Source organism: Methylocystis sp. (genome assembly GCF_051061225.1).
Classification (GTDB): Bacteria; Pseudomonadota; Alphaproteobacteria; order Rhizobiales; family Beijerinckiaceae; genus Methylocystis.
Window position 1 is genome coordinate 1 of sequence record NZ_JBPFEB010000054.1, and the last position, 21,451, is coordinate 21,451.

The 21,451-nt window shown below is 56.0% G+C and carries 14 protein-coding genes and 5 pseudogenes; 13 read left to right on the plus strand and 6 right to left on the minus strand.

All coding sequences use genetic code 11. The annotated features are described in order from the left end of the window. Nucleotides 1-528 precede the first annotated feature (528 nt). The 7 genes and pseudogenes from ACR652_RS10485 to ACR652_RS10515 form a co-directional block, all read left to right on the plus strand. Nucleotides 529-1,479 (plus strand): glycosyltransferase family 2 protein, encoded by a 951-nt coding sequence (locus tag ACR652_RS10485; RefSeq protein ID WP_434506459.1) that lies wholly within the window; start codon nt 529-531, stop codon nt 1,477-1,479. Continuing rightward, nucleotides 1,476-2,255 (plus strand): GNAT family N-acetyltransferase, encoded by a 780-nt coding sequence (locus ACR652_RS10490; RefSeq protein WP_434506460.1) that lies wholly within the window; start codon nt 1,476-1,478, stop codon nt 2,253-2,255. The genes ACR652_RS10485 and ACR652_RS10490 overlap by 4 nt, the downstream gene beginning before the upstream one ends. Further along, a complete protein-coding gene (locus tag ACR652_RS10495) occupies nt 2,252-2,659 on the plus strand; it encodes a GtrA family protein (protein WP_434506461.1) in 408 nt (135 codons plus the stop codon). The genes ACR652_RS10490 and ACR652_RS10495 overlap by 4 nt, the downstream gene beginning before the upstream one ends. A 44-nt stretch (nt 2,660-2,703) precedes the next feature. Further along, nucleotides 2,704-3,316, plus strand: a pseudogene (locus tag ACR652_RS10500) (transposase). A 128-nt stretch (nt 3,317-3,444) separates the two neighbouring features. Continuing rightward, entirely contained in the window at nt 3,445-4,584 is a 1,140-nt protein-coding gene (gene rffA, locus ACR652_RS10505; protein ID WP_434506462.1) for a dTDP-4-amino-4,6-dideoxygalactose transaminase, read from the plus strand. A gap of 189 nt (nt 4,585-4,773) precedes the next feature. Then, nucleotides 4,774-6,477: a hypothetical protein gene (locus tag ACR652_RS10510; RefSeq protein WP_434506463.1), complete on the plus strand. Its 1,704-nt coding sequence runs from the start codon at nt 4,774-4,776 to the stop codon at nt 6,475-6,477. A gap of 215 nt (nt 6,478-6,692) precedes the next feature. Continuing rightward, nucleotides 6,693-6,813, plus strand: a pseudogene (locus ACR652_RS10515) (transposase); the annotation flags it as partial. 162 nt (nt 6,814-6,975) lie between these two features. On the opposite strand, the pseudogene ACR652_RS10520 reads toward ACR652_RS10515, so the two are convergent. Next, nucleotides 6,976-7,149: pseudogene (locus ACR652_RS10520) on the minus strand (transposase); the annotation flags it as partial. 102 nt (nt 7,150-7,251) lie between these two features. Between ACR652_RS10520 and ACR652_RS10525 the strand changes: the two are divergent. Further along, nucleotides 7,252-8,063 (plus strand): annotated as a pseudogene (locus ACR652_RS10525) (IS5 family transposase). A gap of 23 nt (nt 8,064-8,086) precedes the next feature. Then, nucleotides 8,087-9,106 (plus strand): acyltransferase family protein, encoded by a 1,020-nt coding sequence (locus ACR652_RS10530; RefSeq protein ID WP_434506464.1) that lies wholly within the window; start codon nt 8,087-8,089, stop codon nt 9,104-9,106. A gap of 296 nt (nt 9,107-9,402) precedes the next feature. Here ACR652_RS10530 and ACR652_RS10535 read toward each other — a convergent pair whose 3' ends face one another. Continuing rightward, nucleotides 9,403-10,188 (minus strand): FkbM family methyltransferase, encoded by a 786-nt coding sequence (locus ACR652_RS10535; RefSeq protein ID WP_434506465.1) that lies wholly within the window; start codon nt 10,186-10,188, stop codon nt 9,403-9,405. A gap of 465 nt (nt 10,189-10,653) precedes the next feature. Between ACR652_RS10535 and ACR652_RS10540 the strand changes: the two genes are divergently transcribed. Continuing rightward, complete coding sequence (locus tag ACR652_RS10540; RefSeq protein WP_434506466.1) at nt 10,654-11,007, plus strand: hypothetical protein; 354 nt, start codon at nt 10,654-10,656, stop codon at nt 11,005-11,007. 559 nt (nt 11,008-11,566) lie between these two features. Continuing rightward, nucleotides 11,567-12,445 (plus strand): FkbM family methyltransferase, encoded by an 879-nt coding sequence (locus ACR652_RS10545; RefSeq protein WP_434506467.1) that lies wholly within the window; start codon nt 11,567-11,569, stop codon nt 12,443-12,445. Between the two features lie 82 nt (nt 12,446-12,527). On the opposite strand, the gene ACR652_RS10550 is transcribed toward ACR652_RS10545, so the two are convergent. Together ACR652_RS10550 and rfbB are read right to left on the minus strand one after the other, a co-directional pair. Beyond that, the gene (locus ACR652_RS10550; RefSeq protein ID WP_434506468.1) at nt 12,528-12,737 is read right to left on the minus strand and encodes a hypothetical protein; all 210 of its coding nucleotides are present in this window, start codon (nt 12,735-12,737) and stop codon (nt 12,528-12,530) included. Nucleotides 12,738-12,759: 22 nt separating this feature from the next. Further along, nucleotides 12,760-13,812 (minus strand): dTDP-glucose 4,6-dehydratase, encoded by a 1,053-nt coding sequence (gene rfbB / locus ACR652_RS10555; protein WP_434506469.1) that lies wholly within the window; start codon nt 13,810-13,812, stop codon nt 12,760-12,762. 305 nt (nt 13,813-14,117) lie between these two features. On the opposite strand from rfbB, the gene ACR652_RS10560 reads away from it, so the two are divergent. Both ACR652_RS10560 and ACR652_RS10565 read left to right on the plus strand, forming a co-directional pair. After that, nucleotides 14,118-16,544 carry a glycosyl hydrolase family 28-related protein gene (locus tag ACR652_RS10560; RefSeq protein WP_434506470.1) on the plus strand — a complete coding sequence of 809 codons (2,427 nt, stop codon included), beginning with the start codon at nt 14,118-14,120 and terminating at the stop codon, nt 16,542-16,544. Between the two features lie 491 nt (nt 16,545-17,035). After that, nucleotides 17,036-17,284, plus strand: coding sequence for a transposase (locus ACR652_RS10565; protein WP_434506471.1), 249 nt, complete (start codon nt 17,036-17,038; stop codon nt 17,282-17,284). Here ACR652_RS10565 and tnpC read toward each other — a convergent pair. Further along, nucleotides 17,248-18,705 (minus strand): annotated as a pseudogene (gene tnpC / locus ACR652_RS10570) (IS66 family transposase); the annotation flags it as partial. The gene ACR652_RS10565 and the pseudogene tnpC sit on opposite strands and share 37 nt — an antisense overlap. A gap of 188 nt (nt 18,706-18,893) precedes the next feature. After that, on the minus strand, nt 18,894-20,255 hold the full coding sequence (locus tag ACR652_RS10575) for a choice-of-anchor tandem repeat GloVer-containing protein (protein WP_434506472.1): 1,362 nt from the start codon (nt 20,253-20,255) through the stop codon (nt 18,894-18,896). Nucleotides 20,256-21,451: the final 1,196 nt, after the last annotated feature.

Below are 21,451 nucleotides of genomic sequence, written 5' to 3' on the forward strand. Positions count from 1 at the left end.
CCATTTCCGCTCGACCAAGCGGCGTCATTCGCGCATTCTTATGGGGGTTGTTCATCCGAAGAAGTCCCGAGTGCATCGTGTGGCAACGACCACTCTCAAGCCTTCAGCTCGGGTGAACAACCTCCTCAGAGACCACAGCTAACGACCGCTTCTGGTTCGCGGGATGCACCGGCCGAGCCCTAGACGGGCCAGCCAGCCGGCGGCGGTCGAAACGGGCCATGGCTAGCTTCTCGGCGATCTCCTCGCCGGTCAGGCGATACTCCCGTAGCAGCGGTAGAATCGCCAGCCACGGCTCTTCGGTGTGGTTGGCAAACGTCCTGAGTCGCGACGAGCGGTTTTCGTGCGCCGATAACCTTTCCTTTTCATACCGCCCGAGCCATTTAGGGGCGGTCCTCACCACGCGGCGTCAACGTGTTTCCTGACCGAGAGTCTAGATATCCCTAACCTCGAGATAATTACGGCCTACCGCTGGCCATTTTCAACGCAAAGGGGCTGAGTGAAAAAATGCCTAGCACGCACGAGACAAGGTTGACGAAACGAGGGCCGGCAATCAGCTGCGTCATTCCCGTCTATCGCGCTGCAGCGGCCCTACCGGAACTCTATCGTCGCCTGCTCGCGACATTGACGGGAGAGAATCAAACATTCGAAATAATCTTCGTCGAAGACTGCGGCGGCGATGCCTCATGGGAAATAATCAGCGCTGTGGCCGCGAAAGATCCGAGAGTTCGGGGGGTTCGCATGAGTCGCAATTATGGCCAGCACAACGCAATCCTCTGCGGCATTCGCGAAGCGCGGGGCGAAATAATCATCACAATGGACGATGATTTGCAGCATCCACCGGAAGAATTGCCGAAATTGCTGGCGAAGCTCGCGGAGGGTTTTGATGTGGTTTACGGCCCTCCACGCGAGGAAAAGCATGGGACTTTGCGGAACCTCGCGTCGATGGTCACCAAATGGGTGCTGCAAGAAGCCATGGCGGCTGAGATGGCTCGCCAGGTAAGCGCTCTTCGTGCTTTCCGTACCGAACTACGCGAAGCATTTGCGAATTATCAAAGCTCATATGTAAATATTGATGTCTTACTCACCTGGGCCACTACAAATTTCGGCGCGGTTACTGTCCGCCATGAGCCGCGGACACAAGGCGAATCGGGGTACACAACAAGTAAACTCGTCCGTCACGCTTTCAACATGATTACGGGATTTTCGACATTGCCGCTACAAATGGCAAGCATAACGGGGTTATTCCTTGCTCTATTCGGATTTTGTGTATTATTTTACGTCCTTGTGAGGCATTTTATGGAGGATGGCGCGCCGCCAGGTTTCCCTTTCCTTGCCTCCATAATAGCAATTTTCTCAGGAGCTCAGCTCTTCTCTATCGGCATTATCGGTGAATATATTGCGCGAATGCACTCCCGGGCAATGGATCGTCCTGTCTATGCAGTGCGGTCCCGGACAAAAGCGGATGATTTCACAAAATGACGCGTGAAGTATTTTCGCTTTCTCGCGACGGGTTTGTTCTTGAGGCTCGCCTGGCGCCTTGGGATGCGGATGCATTTGGTTTTCCGGTAGCCCAGATCACTCGAATTGATGTCAAAGCCTCCGAACGCGCTGAGAAGGAATATGGCGCGTTTCAATCCTGGGTCTCCGCGAACGATGTGCGGATCGTAAGTTGTCGACTGTCGCACGAACGCCTTGCGGCCTCAATGTTTTTGGAAGACCGGGGCTTCCGCTTTATTGAGATGGTCTTGCATCCACAATTTGAAGCTTTGCAAAAACGGAATCTGCCCGATGAAGCTCTTGCGGTTGTTCCTGCTTTAGACAGGGACTTGCCTGCCTTGCAGGCTATCGCGGAACAAGCATTCCGTCATGAGCGGTATCACATGGACCCGCGGTTGGATCCACGGCTAGCGGACAAGCGGTATGGGCGCTGGGTACGCGCAAGCTTCAATCACCCAACCCAACAATTGCTTAAAATAGTAGATGGTCAACAGATCATTGGCGTTTTTGTCGTGGAGATGGACCGCGGCAGCCGCGTACACTGGCATCTTACTGCAATAGCCCCTGACTTTCAGGGCAAGGGCTATGGTCGTCGCACTTGGTTGAGTATGCTGCGTTATCACCGTGATAAAGGGGCAATCATGATAACCACGACAATTTCCGCCCGTAACGTACGCGTCCTGAATCTTTATTCCAGGCTCTCCGCGCGCTTTCTCCCCCCTGAAATGACATTTCACTGGGTGAGGCCTACCGAATGAGCGTCTGGGCTGTTCAGGCGGTTCGTTATGTCATCGTCGGCGCGATATCGAATGCGGCGCTGTACTGCTTTTACCTGTTGCTCACAGGGGTCGGCGTTGGGCATAAGAGCGCGATGTCGCTGTTATATGGTGTCGGAGTCGTCCAGACGTTCTATTTTCAGCGACGATGGACATTCTCGCATAGCGGTCGATTGTTCAGGAGCCTGAACCGATACGTTTTAGCATATGCACTTTGTTACCTAGGCAATCTGGCAGCCCTATATTGGTTTGTTGATGCGCTGGGATGGCGTCACGAAGTCGTTCAAGCTGGCAACATCGTTGTATCGGCGGTCCTGCTCTTCCTCATACAAAAAATTTGGGTTTTCCGGGCCCATTCTATCTCGCCAACAACCATGGGCAACTAGAGAGTGTTATGTACTTTGGTGATTGATTGTCCTAGTAGAATCGGATGGCTCCGATTCGCAAACCGTATCCGTCTGACGTCGGCGACGAAGCTGTGGTCGTTGGTTGCGCCGTATCTAACGCTCATGGACGAAGGCGCGCCCCAGCGTCAACATTCGCTGCGCGAGCTGTTCCGGACCTTGCGCTCGACCCCGGAGAGCGGCCCGCGAGTAGGCTATGACGGGGCAAAGCGAAAGCGCGGCTCGAAGCTGCACATGGCGGTTGACACATTGGTCCATATAATGGCGCTGCATGTCACCCCGGCCAACGTCGACGACCGCGCCGAGGTCGGCAAGCTCGCCGCCGCCGTGCAGGGGGCGACGGGCGAAAGCGTCGAACTCATCTATGTTGATCAGGGCGACACCGGCGAGAAGGCGGCCGAGGCGGCAAAGGCGCAGGGCACCGAGCTTTGCGTTGTCAAACTCTCTGAGGCGAAGAAGGGCTTCGTGTTATTGCCCAAGCGATGGGTGGTCAAGCGTTCATTCGCCTGGGCGACACGATGCAGGCGGCTCGTCAAAGATTACGAGCGCTATGCCCAGACCCTCGCAGGCTTCCACGTCGTCGCCTCCGCATGTCTCATGCTCAAGCGCGCCGCAGAATTCATGCTTCAAGGTGCATAACACCCCCCAGATATGAACAATTACACTGGGTGTTTCCCTTCTATTTCAGTGTCGACGATCGTTTTCGCCGCGTGGCACTGAGCATTTTATTTTCCTACGGCGGTGGGGTTCGCTAAGAAAGGTTGATCATGGCCGAGGTTCCGTTCAATAGGCCTTATATGACCGGCAAAGAATTATGGTACATCGCTCAGGCTCACGCCAATGGTCACTTGGCCGGCGACGGACGGTTCACCAAGCGGTGTGAAACGTGGCTGGAGGCCACGACTGGGACGCGGAAGGCATTACTGACCCATTCCTGCACAGCCGCGCTGGAGATGGCCGCTATCCTGGCTGACATCCAGCCGGGTTCCGAGGTGATCTTGCCCTCCTACACCTTCGTATCCACAGCCAATGCCTTCGTGCTTCGGGGAGCGATACCCGTGTTCGTGGACATCCGGCCCGATACGCTGAACATTGACGAAACGCGGATTGAATCAGCGATAACAGAGAAAACTCGAGCCATCGTGCCGGTGCATTATGGTGGCGTGAGCTGTGAGATGGATCCAATTATGGACATAGCGCAGCGCCACAAGCTGCTGGTGATCGAGGATGCGGCCCAAGGGATCCTTTCGAGTTATCGATCGCGGCCGCTCGGTTCGATCGGCCACATGGGGACCTTTTCATTCCACGAGACCAAAAATATCATTTCCGGCGAAGGAGGCGCGCTGCTGATAAACGACCGGGCCTTAGCTGAACGGGCCGAGGTTATTAGGGAGAAGGGGACAAATCGAAGCCGGTTCTTCCGCGGGCAGGTGGACAAATATACTTGGGTAGATATAGGCTCGTCTTACCTGCCGGGCGAAATTGTCGCGGCTTTCCTCTCGGCGCAAATGAATGAATCCGAAGCCATTACCCAGCGGCGCCTCGCTATTTGGCAACGTTACCATGAGGCCTTTGAGGATGTGGAAGGACAGACCTCGATACGCCGTCCCGTCGTGCCGAATCATTGTACGCACAACGCACATATGTATTACCTCCTGCTGGAAAACCTTGAATGGCGGACGGCCTTTATAAAGCGACTGAAGGAAGAAGGCGTAAACTGCGTCTTTCACTATGTGCCACTTCACTCTTCACCTTTCGGACAGCGTTGCGGGCGCGTAGCCGGTACTATGGAGAATACCGATCGGCTGTCCGAGCGACTGGTACGATTGCCGTTGTGGGTGGAGCTCGAAGAACAACTTCCCTCGGTTATCGAGAAAATTCGGGCGGTTTGCCGTGATTTGGGCTGATGTTTGATGTTGGAGGTGGTGGTGAGTTTTTATCCGATGGGTGAAAAAATGCGCTTCGGGCCAAGTTGCTCACATGGGCACCCACGAGACGGGAGGGTCTGTCAAGCAATGCAGCATGATCAGCCACCTCAGAAATCAACGCCACGCATTGGTGGGTTGAACTTGTCTCTCACACCGTCTAGGAGTCGATTGACCAGGCCGATGTCAGAACTGCCTGCCGGCAATGGCAGGCTAGAAGCGGCTTTCTCCGCGATAATTGCTCTTCTAATTTTTTTGCTCAGTTACGCTAGGATTTATTATGGTATTTCGTTCACCGACGAGGCTTATTTCATTGCTATACCATGGCGATTTATCCATGGGGACAGCCCTTTTCAGACTGAACTTGCGACCTTGTTCGGGATGTTCTCTTTCATTTCTTATCCGTTTTTTAAGATCTTTTATTTGTTGCGCGGGTCTGCTGAAGGCATCGTCCTATATGCTCGTCATTTATACTTCGTTTTCGAGTTATTGGTTGCCGCGGGAGTCTTTTATTTTTCGCGTACGTTTGTCCGCACCCCGGAGGCCCTCCTCGTCGCATCATGCGTTATTGCTTTTGTTCCATTCAATGTACAAGGGCTTAGTTACAACACTCTTGCATGTGGTTTTCTCACGTTGGGCCTTTTTGCAGGAGCCCAGGGCGTTCTGGCTAATAGCATTTTACGCCTTGCGCTGTCGGGATGGTTGCTTACTTACGGTGCGATAGTCTATCTACCTTTGGTACCAGTCGCCTTTTTGGCTTTCGTCTTACTCGTGCGAACGGATCGGCGAGCATTTCTTCCGTTCTTTGTCGGCACGCTCCTCGCCCTGTGTTCGCTGACACCCTTTCTGAGTTATGCAACGTGGGACGCCATTCGCAACAATCTTGACTATACCTTATCCATTGGAGTGCAGGGCGGCGGCTGGCGAAAACCACTGCGGGTAATCTGGGACACCCTTCATTATCTCTGGCCGTCCATCCTCGGATCCGGGTTTTTGGTTTTCCTGATTCAAAGGAAAGGCGATAACTTACTTCGATTGATAGCTTTGCTGCTGCTACCGATCGTATTGGTCGTGGTTAACGGTATGTCGGCGAAACCCGGGTCTGCCACCTATGCTTATGTTGGGCATGGTTATGTATTGGGTCTGGCGCTGATCGGCGTATGGCTCTACCCCTTTCTCAACGCTGAACACAAAAAACTCTTCATGCTCGTATGGGTGCCATCGGGCCTGGCAGCTGCTATCATGGGCTACAGCAGTAGCAACGGTTATATCAACGTTGGAATTGGGTTACTCGCTGGGGGCATCTGTTCTCTCATACTTTTAATCGCACTCCTGACGCAAAAGGGGGAGCATCAACTTGTTTTCCCACGATGGATCGGGGTGGCGGTTCCGTCGCTCGCCGCCTGTGCCCTGGTTCTCTACCAATATTCGTCCGTGTACTGCGATAGCGCACTGCCAAGACTGACAACGGAGGTCGCTTCAGGGCCGTTCAAATACATAAGGACGACGCCCGAGAAGGCAGCTTTCATAGAAGATGTCGCTTACTGGGTCCGCCGTGTTTCTGCTCAGAGCCGGTCGATAATCTTTTACTACGATTTCCCTGCCGGCTATCTTATGACAGATATGAAGCCTGCCACGAATGCGATTTGGCTATTTCAACCCAGTAATTACCGGAACATCAACACGTCCATGTTGTCTCAGTATATTTCGGCTACGCCGCCAGATATCATTTTTAAGTTCCGCCACGTCTTTCAAGTTGACAAATATGACAACCAATTCAACGATGACGGATATCCGATCGATGTTCTTGCGAATTCAGGAGGCTATACCATCATCTCTGATAACGTTAATTTTGTGATTTACCAAAGGAATTAAAGGGATTTCTTCTCAAAGAGGGTCATAGCCTGCCGCCTCGAAGAAGTTGACGCATTCCTGATTGCGCCAGCCTCCTTTCGATCGCCTTGCGCACGCTCGCGCCCTTGTGGCTCCCGAGATTGTCCATCAGACCTGCCAATGCAGAGTTTTCCATGCGGGATTAGAGTCCGGCCTTTGAGGGGAGGGACGAGCGTGCACGTTTCACGGAAGGGGAGATCGTCGGGGTGCTGAAGGAGCATGAAGGCAGGCGCGAAGACCGCCGATTTCGCGCGCAAGCATGGCGTTTCCGAAGCGACGCTCTACAACTGGAAAGCCAAATGCGGCGGCATGGGCGTCTGGATGCCAGGCGACCAGGATGGCGCTGGAGGGAGCGTTGGGATCAAGGTTCTTTTTGGAAAGCCATTGCCGCGCGGTTTCCTCTATTTTTGCTGGAGAAACGCTCGCGACGGCGTCAAGGCAAAATTCATCGATTCGAGCGCGAGAAGCACATTTTCGCTACTTCTTTGGCCCGTATTCCGGCGGGGCATCGATCCAGCGCCCGTCCGACTTGAGGACGTGGACGAGACCGCTGATCACCCGCCGATCATCGACCCTGGCCTTGCCGCGTGTGTCGGTCGGCAGATGCGGCAAGATCTTCGAAAACTGCGCGCCGTCAGGCAGAAAAGGAATCATTGGCGCTCTTTCGGAAGCCCCGCGCTCATGCCAATCTTTTTATGGGTCCGGACCCTAGAGGGTGTTATGTACTTTAGTGCCTGATTAGCTTAGTAGAATCGGATGGCTCCGATTCGCAAACCTTATCCATCTGATGTCACCGACGAAGAGTGGTCGCTGGTTGCGCCGTATCTCACCCTGATGGACGAGGGCGCTCCACAGCGTCAGCATTCGCTGCGCGAGTTGTTCAACGGCCTGCGTTATGTTCTGCGTTACGGCATCGCATGGCGCGCCATGCCCAACGACTTGCCGCCCTGGTTCGCCGTGTATCAGCAGTCGCAGCGCTGGCTGGCGGCGGGCGTGTTCGAGGCGCTTGCGCAGGACCTGCGCGCCTTGTTGCGCATCGCCTCCGGGCGCGCCGCAGAGCCGACGGCGGCGATCATTGACAGCCGCACCTTGCGCTCGACCCCGGAAAGCGGGCCGCGGGCAGGCTATGACGGCGCTAAGCGAAAGCGGGGCTCGAAACTCCACATGGCGGTGGACACATTGGGTCATCTGCTGGCGCTTCATGTCACACCGGCCAATGTCGATGATCGCGCTGAGGTCGGCAAGCTCGCCGCCGCCGTGCAGGAAGTAACAGGTGAGAGCGTCGAGCTCATTTATGTCGATCAGGGCTACACTGGCGAGAACGCAACCGAGGCGGCCAAGGCGCAGGGCGCAGAACTTTGTGTTGTCAAACTCGCCGAAGCAAGAAGGGCTTCGTGTTGTTGCCCAAGCGCTGGGTGGTCGGGCGTTCATTCGCTTGGGCGACCCGATGCAGGCGGCTCGTCAAAGACTACGAGCGTTATGCCCAGACTCTCGCAGGACTCCACGTCGTCGCCCTCGCCTGTCTCATGCTCAAACGCGCCGCAGAGTTCATGATCCAGAGTGCATAACACCCTCTAGGAGTGCATCGTCAATGCCCATGAATACTCTCTACAATATCCAATATTTGCGGGCATTTGCCGCAATAAGTGTTGTTCTATTTCATACCATCGGCACTGGCATAGCTTATGGTCGGCCGGTACATTACCTGGGCTTTTTTCAAGCTTGGGGAAGTAGTGGCGTAGACCTTTTTTTTGTGATATCTGGTTTCGTTATGATTTATACGCAATCGTCGCATAAAAGAAGTGCCTATGAGTTTTTTCTCAACCGCCTAACTCGCATCGCACCCCTTTATTGGATCCTCACGCTCCTTGTATGCACCTTATTTTGGTTTATGCCAAAGATATTCAATACAGAAGGAATGCCCTCATTATGGGTGATATCGTCGTTATTTTTTTCATCTCAAATCAGCGCAGGTCGATTGCCTGTCATGTATGTAGGGTGGTCTCTTGAATATGAGATGATTTTCTACTCGATGTTTGCGGTTGGTCTTTTGATCAAAGATTTCAGTATCTCTGTATTAGTCATGACTTCGACCATATTTGCCCTCGTATTTCTCGGGTTCTCAAACCCGATAATGCTGGAATTTGTGTTTGGAATGTTTTGCGGTCTTGTATTCAAGAGATGGAGACAATTTCGTTTAGGCTGGACTTTATTTATACTTGGCGGCGTAATGCTCATATCATCTAGGTTTTTCTCGCCGGTGGATGATCTCATGGGCTACAGCAGAGTCGTTTTTTGGGGCGTACCTTCTGCCCTAATTGTTCTATCAGTGTGTTGGTTCGAACAAGCGTACCAGCGGACTTTAAGCCTAATAGGTGATGCCTCTTACAGCATCTATCTTATTCAGGTCTTTACTATATCCGCCTCGTATAAGTTATACAAATCCCATCTTATTTTCTTACCTAATGACGCTGTAGCGGCGCTCGTCGTTGCCTCAACAGTGCTCACTGGCGTCGTCATATTTAAATTCATCGAGCGGCCTGTAAATTCAGCATGCAAGCGCTATTTGCGTTCGAAAGCTCCCATAATGACAGAGGCCACATCAGGATAAGGGCGGCCGCACGATCCGAAGGAAATCGAGTGACTGCTACTTCCCCTCAGCGGTGGACAATAACTAAGAGAATGCCATCACCCGAGCCTCCGCTTGGATAGCGGAGGCTCGCATGGTGCGCGGCATAACTCATCCCGCTTCTGCTTTCTCGAGAGCCTGCGAAAAATCGCGATGTTGAAGGATATTCGGGCACTGATAGACGGAATAATTGTGTTGGCGCATCAGTTTGCTCTCAAAAAACCTACGTTTCGAGAAGGGAATCCTTTGCACATGAAACAAAGACGAATTTGCCCGCCTCACCGAGGCTCGGCAAGCCAGTTCATATCCGTGCCCTGTTTTACTCTGTAACCCGCCAAAGCAAGAATCTGATTGCAGCGATCAATGGTTGACGCTGCGGCCTCAAAATAGAGGATTGGGCGCGCTTCATTCAGAACGCGAGAGGCGCCTTCCAGCACATCGATTTCGGCACCCTCAACATCCAGTTTTATGAATGTCGGGGGATCGAAACGCTCAAGCAAACTGTCCAGCGTTATTGTGGGCACAATGAAACGCGAGCGCTCGCCGTCGGACTGCGAATGTCCGCCAACGGCCGTGAGGTAATTGGATGCTCGACCCCGGCGCGCGATTGAGAATTCAGCTAGCGATAGACGCGAGAAAGCGGCAGCGGTCACGACGGCAACTTGCACACCGCTGAGCGCTACGGAATCCTGAATGAGGGAGGCGAGAAAAGGGTCGGCCTCAATCGCCACGATCTGACGCGCCTTCGCCGCATTGAAAGCCATGACGCCACAGTTCGCACCTACATCCCAAACGACTGATGAATTCGTAACAAACCTGTCCGCTAACTCAGACAGATCGGCGTCGAAATTTCGCTTGAGATACTTAAGTTGGCTTTCAGGCGACACGTAGATTAACACACCGTTAGGAAGGCGCCGTTTGACCCGCCGACCTCTCATTAGGCTTTCAATAAATGATCTCAGCAGCACAACCCGCTCCTCTGAACAATCCACCAGAAGCCCATAAAGCGTAGGTTTCCGGATCCCGCAAAACCTGCACCTGACCGTCGGGACATTGAAGGACATGCGCGCCTTCTGTCTTTGCAAGAATTCTCATAAAGCGCGGTCATTTGTCTACAGCGGCGAATCACCGCAACTCTCGCCTGCCCCTAGCCTCGGCATGGGCCAGCCTGAGACCCCTCTTTTTTGGAACCCTATCACGCCCCCATTGCCCTGACCCCCGCGACTTGCGCCGCCTGCCAACACGGGGCGCTACTGAAAACAAACACAAGAGCAAAACCTCTTCGCCGAACTCAAGGGCTGCCAACGACGCGGTGCGTAATTTGAGACACCAACCCGGCTAAGCTTCGCAAATACGTACGTGACGTCAACGATAAAGTGTAATTCAGCAGGCTAGATAAGTGATTAAGTGTTTGCAATTGTGCGACCATACACCAAACCTTTGCGTCTGAACATTGTTTTGGGGCCCGTCCGGCTTGCGGCTTCGTATGCGCATGTTACACGGAAAGAAGGCTTGATTGGGAGGTCAAAATGGTTGCTGTAAAGCTTTTTTCACGACTGTCGCTCAGCGTCGCGCTGATCACTTTCGCCTCTGTTGGGGGAGCGTCGGCGGAGCCGGTATGTCGCGCAGGTGTTTTGTATGACGCCGTCACCGGAAGGCCCGTGATTGACCCGGTGTCGAAACGGCCAGCGCGTTGTGGCGGTGGCGATGACCTTGGTTGCAGTGGCGGCGTCCCCTTCTGTGGGGATAATACCGCTTTGGCCGTTGGCGCCGCCGCGCTTGTTGTTGGTGGCACGATCGCCGGCCTTGGAGCATCGGGAGCTTTCAGCAGCAATAATAATCCGCCGCCGGTGATTCCGCCTTTGCCGCTCAGCCATCAGTAAGTTCGCAAATTTCCTGGGAGCGTGGGGGCCGGCAAAAAGCCGGGATTCGCCCGCCTGCTGGACTGACTTTGAGCTCGACCGCTTGTGGGCAACCGGATAGGCGTCCGCCGGGCGGTCGGATCGAAATCATAAGCTTCAAAAGCTCGGTAAAAACAGGGGGCGAGGAATCGCGTTGCTTGGTTTTCCCGTGCGTGTGCGGCTTTCGCGCTCACCGGCTATGACGCAGCCTGCGCTGTCGAAACCCTGCGAGCGCTCGACGCCGGAAGTTTTATGAGGACCGGAAAAGGGCTGCTAGTTCGGCCGCTGACGCCGAATAATACGTAGCGCACGATTTGCCCACGAAGCCAAGAAGCACGGTCGCGTTGCCGCTCACGGGGAGCCCAGAGGGGCCGCGCTGTCGACACGCTCAGGAGCTTTTTTTTTGTTTTCGGTGCTGTTGCTTTCGTCGCCCCGTGTGCGGTAACAATTGCACATCAAAGAAACTCGAACGAGAGGTAGCGGGGTTTGGCTTAACCGCCTTGCCTCTTTATGGCTTAGCCTCTGATTTAGGATTGTCATTATGCAGTCAGAAATCCATCCCCCGCTTTTTGGCTATAGGCTTGCACGGTATTTTAGAGGTCTAAGAAATGTGCCGGGATGGGGAAGAATAACAAATTACTTGGCTCCTCCTGATCATGACGGTACATTTGTCGTCGATAATGACGGCATCAAGCTTGCAGGCAACGTCAGATCATTCCTTGATCGGCAAGTTTACTTGTTTGGCCATTACGAGGGCGATCTGATCGCGCTCTTTCTATCGATGATAGGTAGTGACCGACGCCGAGTTATTCTGGACGTTGGGGCAAACATCGGGACTCACTCGCTCGCATTTTCTAAAAATTTTCAGCACGTACATTCATTCGAGCCTAATCCTGCGGTATGCGCGCAGTTCAAACGGAATGTCTTCATCAACAAAGCAACAAATATTACGCTTCATGAGTTTGGGCTAGGCAGCGTTTCGGAAGACATGCCTTTCTTCTCAATCGACAAGGCGAATTACGGTCTGGGGACCTTTCTCGCTTCCGATCAGTACGATCTGCCCCTTCAACAGATTGGCACGCTCCGTGTGGAGAACGGCGACGCCTTTGTAGCCAGCGCGGGCATTTCGCAAATTGATGCGATCAAGATCGATGTCCAGGGGCTTGAACCGGAGGTTTTGGCCGGTCTTTCGCAATCCATTCGTCGCTACCGCCCTATCATCTGGTTTGAATACGGTGGAGGCACAAAGAGCTTCGGCGACGTTTTATCTTTAGCCGGGAAACTAATCCCGTATCCCGTGAACATACTTAGAATATACCACGGGCGATCCGGATTTATGAGAACTGCCAAATGTGAACCGGTCGACGAAACAAACTCTTCCGAACGCGGTGACTATGTTTTGATTCCATACGAAGGTTGAGAACAGGTCCATCCCAACCCAACCGATTTTTAGAGGCCATAGTTTGTGCCGCGATTTCGCCTTTTCACAGTGGAATCCATATTTAGCACTGATGATCGGCGGGGCGGTGTTGGGCGGTGTGCTCAGTTCTTGTAGAATCCAGCGGCTTTGAAAGAAAAGGGTGTCGATGTCGATGGCGGCGCGCGAAGATGTCGAGGTTTTTGCGGATGCGCGAGGCATTCTCCGCAAACGCCGTATGCTTCTTCGGCGTGACGATCTTCACGGCGGGAATGGCAGTCTCTTCGAATTGCATGGGGGTCTCTCGAGAAAGTGGCTTAAGCAAGGCGGCCGAGGCGTTCCCCGCGATATTTTCCAGACCGGATCGCCTGCCACCACGCCGGGTTGTCGAGATACCATTGCACTGTGCGGCGCAGCCCCGTCTCGAAGGTCTGCTGCGGCCGCCATCCCAAGTCGCGCTCGATTTTCGAGCAGTCGATCGCATAGCGCAAATCATGGCCCGGGCGGTCTTCGACAAAAGTGATCAGTCTGCGGTAGGAGCCGCCGGCGTCGGGGCGCAGCTCATCGAGGATGTCACAGATCGCGTGGACGACGTCGATATTGCGCTTCTCGTTCCGGCCGCCAACATTATAGGACTCGCCCACGATCCCTTTGCGCGCCACGAGGATCAGCGCCGCCGCATGGTCCTCGACATAAAGCCAGTCACGAATGTTTTCGCCGCGCCCGTAAACCGGCAGGGGCTTTCCCTCGATGGCGTTGAGGATGGTGAGCGGAATCAGTTTTTCGGGAAAGTGATAGGGTCCGTAGTTGTTCGAACAATTGGTCACAATTGTCGGCAGTCCATAGGTCTCGCGCCAGGCGCGCACCAGATGGTCCGATCCGGCCTTTGACGCTGAGTAGGGAGAATTCGGCGCGTAGGGCGTATCCTCCCGAAACAGGCCCGTCGGCCCCAATGTGCCGAAGACTTCGTCCGTCGAAATATGCATGAAACGCAACGCTTCCGCTCTCGCCTTCGGCAAGGCGCGCCAATAGGCGAGGGCGGCGTCGAGCATGCTGAAGGAGCCGACGAGATTGGTTTCGATGAAGGCCACCGGGCCGTCAATCGACCGATCGACGTGGCTTTCCGCGGCAAGATGCATGACGATATCGGGCTGGAAATCCGCAAAGGCCGCGGCGACCGCGGCGAGGTCGCAAATATCCGCGCGCCGGAAGGCATAGCGCCGATCTTGCGCAATGGGCGCGAGCGAGTCGAGATTCCCGGCGTATGTCAGCCTGTCATAAACGAGGATCCTGGCCTCGGTGTCAGAAATCAGCCGACGCGCTACAGCAGAACCGATAAAGCCGGCCCCGCCGGTGATCAGAATTTTCATATGTTCTCCTTGGCTAGTATTTCGTTTTACGACCAGGCTATGATATCTTATTGTCCTCCTAATCGCGGACGCCTCCTTATTATAAGGAAAACTCGCATTCAGTCCCCCCTCAGCAGTAATCAACAAACAACGGCGCTTGAGGAGAACCCGCGCATCCGGTCCCCCCTGTGGGTCCGAGAATGATGGTGTCCAATTGAGAGTAAACGAGAAACTCTGCTTAAGCAGATAGCGATCAGGAATCAAACCTTCAAAAAATCCGTTTTATGGTGACTTGGGTTGGCCAACCTTTGCTTCAGGAGAGTTAGATGGCGGAGAAGGAATTTTACGGCGATTTGATATCCGAAGTCGCTGATCTAATGATCTCTCGTCGCAACTTCGTACAAGCTGCAGCAGTAGCCTCTCAGACAAGCTCGCCGATCGACAGACAGACCAGCGAGGTCGCGCGCGTCATGACGTTGGCGGGCCTGAGGGTTATCGAGCCCTCTCCGGCATCCGAAATCACTCTCAGCGGTTACCACGCCCCTGGCGACGGGGGCGAGGGTATGTTCCGGGGTGTGACGGGCGCAAAGCCCGGCTCCTATGTGGACAACGGCGGCACAGTAATCCTGCCAAAGGGCGGCAATGGCTCCGCAGCTTGGATTCGCCTCCATAGCGGCCCGGTCAATGTTCGCTGGTTCGGCGCGAAGGGCGACGGAGTCACGAATGATCAGCCCGCGATCCAGGCAGCAATCGACTGGGTAATCTACCGCAAGAAGGTCCAGCCTGCGCCAATCGGCCCTTATCCTGACGGCGTGGTCTATTTCCCGTCCGGCGTCTATGTGACAAATGACACGCTCCATGTTGGCTATGGTTATGGCTCCTATAGCCAGGTCATCCTGCAAGGAGATGGAAAACTCCACCTTGGCGCGTCTGGCGGCGTTGGCGGGTTCGCCGGGACGCTTCTCAAGCCCTCGAACAATGATCGGCCGGCGATAGCGATCAGCGGCGGTGAGGCTGTCTACATTCGCGATATGTCGTTCCGCGGCAACCATTACTCCTTTATACAGTCCAACAGTCTCGGCGCCCACCCGCCAGCGTTCTACGACGTCGACGTGACCACATGGCAGGACCCGGCATTCCCGGCCAACGCCTATTCGCAGTATGCGCCGCATTGCGCCATTGCGATTGATCCATATTCAGGCGCTCCTCATGCGACTACATATCCTACAGTAAACTACCCCTCGTGGCTTGGGCCTATGTTCGGCCTTCCTGCGCCTAGGCAGTATAACAGGTTTTCGTACACGTCACAGGTTTACCTCGATAACGTCAATATCACCGGCTTTGTCGTCGGCGTCATGGTCAAGCCGAATAACGACAACAGCGGTGATTACACCAAACTACGCGGTTGCTTCATTTCTCACTGTCTCTATGGTGTGTCGATTGGACAAACACAGAGCCGACTCGTCGCGATCCGTGACTCTCTCTTCACCCGTGTCCACACTTGCATTACAACGGTTACACATGGCCTCCAGCAGGGAATGCCTTCGATCAAGTGCGACAGCGTAGAATTCAATTCGACAATCTATGCGCTTAGAGTCGCGACGTTGGGCTCTGGCGGCATGTTGACGCTGGATAATTGCTACGGGGAAGATATCTATTCGCTTGGCTATGGCTCGACGACGGCGAATAATTCGCTGACATCCGCCAAGTTTACAGGCTGCAACTTCAATTTTCAAAGTTCGTGGGGCTCCAGAGGTGTGCCTACCGCTGTCTATGATGCGGTTGGCGGCTCTGGCGCGGTGTTCAAGGATTGTCAGTTCAATATCGACACATCTTTGTTTCTGCTGTTCAAGGGCCAAGCCAACGCGTTCTCGTTTGAGAACGTCACGGTGCTTTCTGGGACAGCCACCAACAAGCTTTATGAAAAGAATGCGCTGAATGCGACGCGTGGCATTGTCGTGACTGGCAATACGACGCTAATCACTCGCGTGCATCAATTCAATGTCTTTGCCAACCAATATGACATGACCACTGGCGCTTCCGCTGGTTCAGGGTGGCAAAACAAATTCGACGTGCAGGGCAGCCGACAGTTCGGCATTCCGATATATGCCCGCATGGTTGGCTGGACCGGAGACGTGCCCGGCTTCGAAATCAACCATCAGACTTTCTCTTACGACAAGGCGACGGCCGCCTCCATCTCTCAGACAGGCCGCACGGTAACAGTCGATCTAACCAGCTCGGTCGGGTTCTCTCCAACGGATTTTGCTCAGAAAGGCGGCGACGTTGGAGATATCGTCGTCGATCAGACGACATTCACCTTGTTCCTCGTCGCGGGACGCACAGGCAATATCCTCTCTCTGATCGCCTATACCAACATAGACTCATCAGGAAATCTAATCCCGACTATTGGAGCGACAGGCTCATTCTTCGTCGCCAACTGCCGCCGCTATACGCCAATGTTCGGGACGAATGGAACATTCACCTCTGGCAGCAATGTTATCACCGCCGTTGCGCGTCCTGACGGTTCGTCAACGCATATCGTGTCCGCGACGCAGGGCGTTCAGGCCAATGATTTCGTCTATGTCGGCAACGCGCAGTATTACGCCATGGTGTCGGCTGCTAATGCCCAGATAACCGCCGTCGACAATGTTGCCAAGACGATCACTATGGCCGGAAATTCGACCGTGAGCCCATCTCCGCAGACAGGACGTCTGGCGATGTTCGTCCGTGCGGCGACTGCGAACAATACGTAGGAACTGAATGATTAGTTCTCGAAAAGATTGAGGATTTAAACCCATATGGGCTCGGCTGTGCAAGAAGTTCATTGCAACTTGCAAGAACGAAGGAGTCGAGGTTCTCATCACGTACGCCTATCGCGACAAGGAAAACCAAGCGGCGATCTTGAGTCGCGCGACTGTCTATCGGCTGATCACCAGCGGTGTGCTCCCAGCTCAGCAACTATGCCCCGGGGGGCGCCGCTAGTAATCCGGCAGTAAGACCTGCAGCAGGACGGTGTCCGCTGTGAAGCCGACGCGAGGCGGCGACGGAGTCGGAGATCTGAAAATAAGCTACAAAACTCCCTCATTTGTTGCGATATCGCCAGATGAGCAGCTGGAGCTGCCTCGGCTGATCCTGCGAAGAGGGCATTCTTCCGATCGAGTGCAATGGGCCTGAACAAAACGCGTCAGCCCTTCCCACCGGTAGAGCGCATAGCGGATCGCCTGAGACAGAACGTTTCAGGTTTTTGGATGCGAGCCCGGCGCGAACGCGTCGCACATGGTCTCTCGCGGCGAAGGAAATGATCGTCGCCGAGGCAAGCGCACCGGGCGGGAACGTCTCGGTGGTCGCCAGAGCCCACAGCGTGAGCGTGCAGCAGGTGTTTCGCTGGCGTCGGGAGGCTCAGAAGGCGGCCGTGGCGGAGACGTCTGTCGTCTTCGTCGAGCGTAACCGCTGTTCTCAGGCCACGTCTTTGAGTTCGACGGGCGGCGCGTAGGCCCATGGCATGAGTTCGTCGAGCTTGCTCACGAGATGACCCTCGACGATCTTGATGAGCACGTCGGTCATGTAGACGTGGGGATCGACGCCATTGAGCTTGCACGTTTCAATGAGCGAGGCGACGATCGCCCAGTTCTCGGCCCCGCCATCCGAGCCGGCGAAGAGCGCGTTCTTGCGATTAAGGGCAATGGGACGGATTGCACGCTCGACAATGTTGGAGTCGATCTCGATGCGCCCGTCGTCGAGGAAACGCGTCAGGCCGTCCCAGCGCGACAGGGCATAGCGGATAGCTTCGGCAAGCTTCGTCTTTTGGCTGATGAGCGCGAGTTTCTCGCGCAGCCAGGGTTCAAGTTCCGCGAGGACCAGGCGGGATTTTTCCTGGCGCGCATCACGACGCTCATCGGGATTTTGACCGCGGATTTGGCTTTCAATGGAATAGAGCGCGCCGATCCGCTCGAGCGCCTCGCTGGCGATCGGCGCGAGCCCCGCTGCGGCGAGCTCGTAAAAGCGCCTACGAACGTGCGCCCAACAGAAGGCGAGCGATACGCTGTTCTTCTGCGCCAGCGCCCGATAGCCGGCGTAGCCATCGACCTGGACGACGCCCGCAAAGCCGGCGAGATGAGCGAGCGGCTGCTCGGATTTGCGGTTTTGCGCATAGACATAGACGGAGAGTGGCGGATCGGCGCCGCCCCATGGCCGATCGTCCCTCGCGTAAGCCCAGAGCTGGCCGGTCTTGGTGCGCCCCCGTCCTGGGTCGAGCACCGGCGCCCTCGTCTCGTCGGCGAAAATTTTCGTGGACGACCTGACGTGTTCTAGGAGGCGCTCGTGCAGGGGCCGCAAGTGCCAAGCGGCGCGTCCGACCCAGTCGGCGAGCGTCGAACGGTCCAGCGCGATCCCCTGCCGGGCGTAGATCTGGGCCTGGCGGTAGAGGGGAAGGTGATCCGCGTATTTGGAGACGAGCACATGGGCGACCGTCGCCTCGGTCGGCAGGCCGCCCTCGATCAGCCGCGCCGGAGCGGGCGCCTGCACCACCGCGCCCTCACAGGCCCGGCAGGCGTATTTGGGCCGGCGCGTCACGAGCACCCGGAACTGCGCCGGAACGACATCAAGCCGCTCGGAAACATCTTCGCCGATCTGGTGCAACGCGCCCTTGCAGCACGGGCAGGCCTTGTCCTCGATATCGACGACGGTCTCGATGCGTGACAGATGGGCGGGCAGCGCGCCGCGGTTCCTGCGGCGCTTTCTCGCCGCCTTCTCACGCTCAGGCGCAGAGCCGGCTTCTACTTCCGCGGCCGCTTCCGTCTGCTCGACCTCTTCGAGCGCGAGCAGCATTTGGTCTTCAGGGAGCGTCTCCGCGCGGCGCCCAAAGCGATGACGCTGCATCTCCTTGATGATCTGAACGAGGCGCTCGTTGCGCGCTCACCAACGATCCGTCTGCGTCAACGTATCCGGCCTAAAAGAGCTGAGCCTTTGGCCAAGATGGAGATGCGTGCGTTTCGGTACTCATAAAACTTCCGGCGTCGAGCGCCATTTTTTATATCAGGTTCCCAATGGAACCGCCACAGTTGCGAGTGAGGGGTCGCGGTTCCGCAAAAAAGACTCGGTCTTCATTGCCAGCCAGCGATTAGTCTTTGAAGCCAATTCCGCCACTGCAATTTGAACACCGCGCCGGCGTTCGCTGTCCCTCCCGACGACGTCATGCCGTAGAGAGCTCCCTTGGTGTCGAAGACAACGCCGCCGGCAGGCGTGGCGGCATCGCCCCCACTCCCCTTGAAGCGGTAGAGCACGATCTCGGTCCACGTCGTCCCCGGCGCTACTGGTGGCGTCAACTTGAACACGGCACCGCCGTTCGAGGTTCCTCCCCCATGCGTCGTGCCGTAGAGCGCGCCGTTGGTATCGAAGATAAGGCGGCTGGCCATCGGGGCGGCGCCATCGCTGCCGCCGGCAAAGGGGTATAGCACGGTCTCGGTCCATGCCGTCCCGGCCGCGACCGGCGGCGTCAACTTGAACACCGCGCCCTGGCCGTAGGCTCCCCCCGCCGCCGTTAGGCCATAAAGAGCGCCATCGGTGTCGAAGATTACGCCAGCGTAGGGGAGGGAGCCGTCGCTGCCAGACCCGAAGGTCCAGAGCGTGGTCTTGATCCACGTCGTCGCCGGCGCTACTGGCGGCGTCAACTTGAACACGGTGCCGCCGTTGTTCGCGGCTCCTCCCGCACGCGTCGTGCCATAGAGCGCGCCGTTGTAGAAGATGAGACCGCCGATCGGGGCGGCACCGTCGCTGCCGCCGGCAAAGTGATATAGCACGGTCTCGGTCCATCCCGTCCCGGCCGCGACTGGCGGCGTTAGCTTGAAGACCGTGCCCTGACCGTGGGCCCCTCCCGCCGCCGTTACGCCATAAAGAGCGCCACTGGTGTCGAAAATCACGCCGGTGTAGGGGACGGAGCCGTCGCTGCCGGACCCGAAGGTCCAAAGCGTGGTCTTAGTCCATGCGGTCGCCGGCGCTACTGGCGGCGTCAGCTTGAACACGGTGCCGCCGGGCGAGCTTGGTCCGGGGTTCGTCCCTCCCCCACTTGTCGTGCCGTAGAGCGCGCCGTTGGTGTCGAAGACAAGGCTGTCGTCGTACGGATTAAAGCCGTCGGCTCCGCCTTGAAAACCGTAAAGCACGGTCTCGGTCCACGGCGCTGTCGGATCGACCGGCGGCGACAGTTGGAAGACTACGCCCGTGTTCAAGGTCCCGCCATAGGTAGTCGTGCCGTAGAGCGCGCGGTTGTGAAAAACGAGCCCACCGGAGGAAGGCTGGCCGCCGTCGTTCCCGTTTTTGAAGCTGTAAAGCACGGTCTCGGTCGGGAGGGCCTCGGCTGCAATTGCATAGTCACCCCCGCCAGCCGCGAACATGACAGTGGAGGCGATGCACAGACGCGAAAGGCTCGATCGAAAGCCACGCGACGAAAGATGCGTTTCGTAATCCATACGTCATTCCCCATTCCGCAAAGGAAGCCTGAAAAACTTATCCAGGGTGCGCAAGGCTATGCGGAAGAGCTTTGCGACATAGCTCGATTCTTCTCGGGCCATAACCGCTCAACCTTGACGCTGCGCGCCCTGAATCAGCGAAGCGCGCGAACTTGAAAGCCTATTATCAATTGCTTCCTCTCGCCGGGCAAGACTTCCACAGAGGCCAGCCTTGTAGCGTCGGCGATGGCCACAATGCCCTTGCTCAGGCCGAGCCCATCAGAGCGTGAGAGCTTCTCGATGTCAAGATGCAGTAGCTCGCCGGGGCGCTCCAGCTCGCCGGGGCGCTCCCGCTGAGAGCGGCGAACAGGCGCTTTCTGTTCGAGGGCCCCAGCCCGCCGAGGCCCAAGCGCGTGCGCCAGCCGGCAACTGTGGAGCGGGCCATCGACAGCTTCTCGGCGATTTCCTCGCCTCAGACGATACTCCCGCCGCAGCCATTCGATCGACGCCAGCCAAGGCTTTCCGGCGCAGTTAGCCATAGCCTTGGGTCGCAAGGAGCTATTCTCGAGCCCTGCCGGCCCTTCCTTTTCATGCCGCCCGAGCCATTCGCGAGCGGTCCTTTCGCTGTCCCAAAGCCAGCGTTTATAGCTGTCACAGCAGCTAACAGGTCGTCTTCGGGGCGTGGAACCGTCCCGGTTGCTCATACGGCGGTTGGGACAGTGGCTGGTTCCGCCAACCAGAAGCCGCAAGATGCATCTCGACGACACTGGGTGCTACTAAAAACGCCACAAGAGCGAAACCTCTTCGCCAAACTCAAGGAGTGGCGACGACGACGCTGCGCGGTTTGAGATACCAATCACGGGCAACCACCCGAGGCTGGAACCCGGCTAAGCTTTGCAAAGATGTATCACGTCAACGCTTAGGAGTGTCCTTCACGGCCCGCCAAATACGTAAAAATACTCACTACCTTGTTGCAATTCTGCAACCATACGCCAAACTTGTGTGCCTGAGCACTGTTCTGGGCGGCCATACGGCTTGCGGCTTTGTATGCAAGTGCTACACGGAGAATAGGCTCAATTGGGAGGTCAAAATGGTTGCTGTAAAGCTTTTTTCACGGCTGTCGCTCAGCGTCGCCCTGATCACTTTCGCCTCTGCTGGGGGGGCGTCGGCGGAGCCGGTGTGTCGCGCAGGTACTTTGTACGATGCCGTCACAGGAA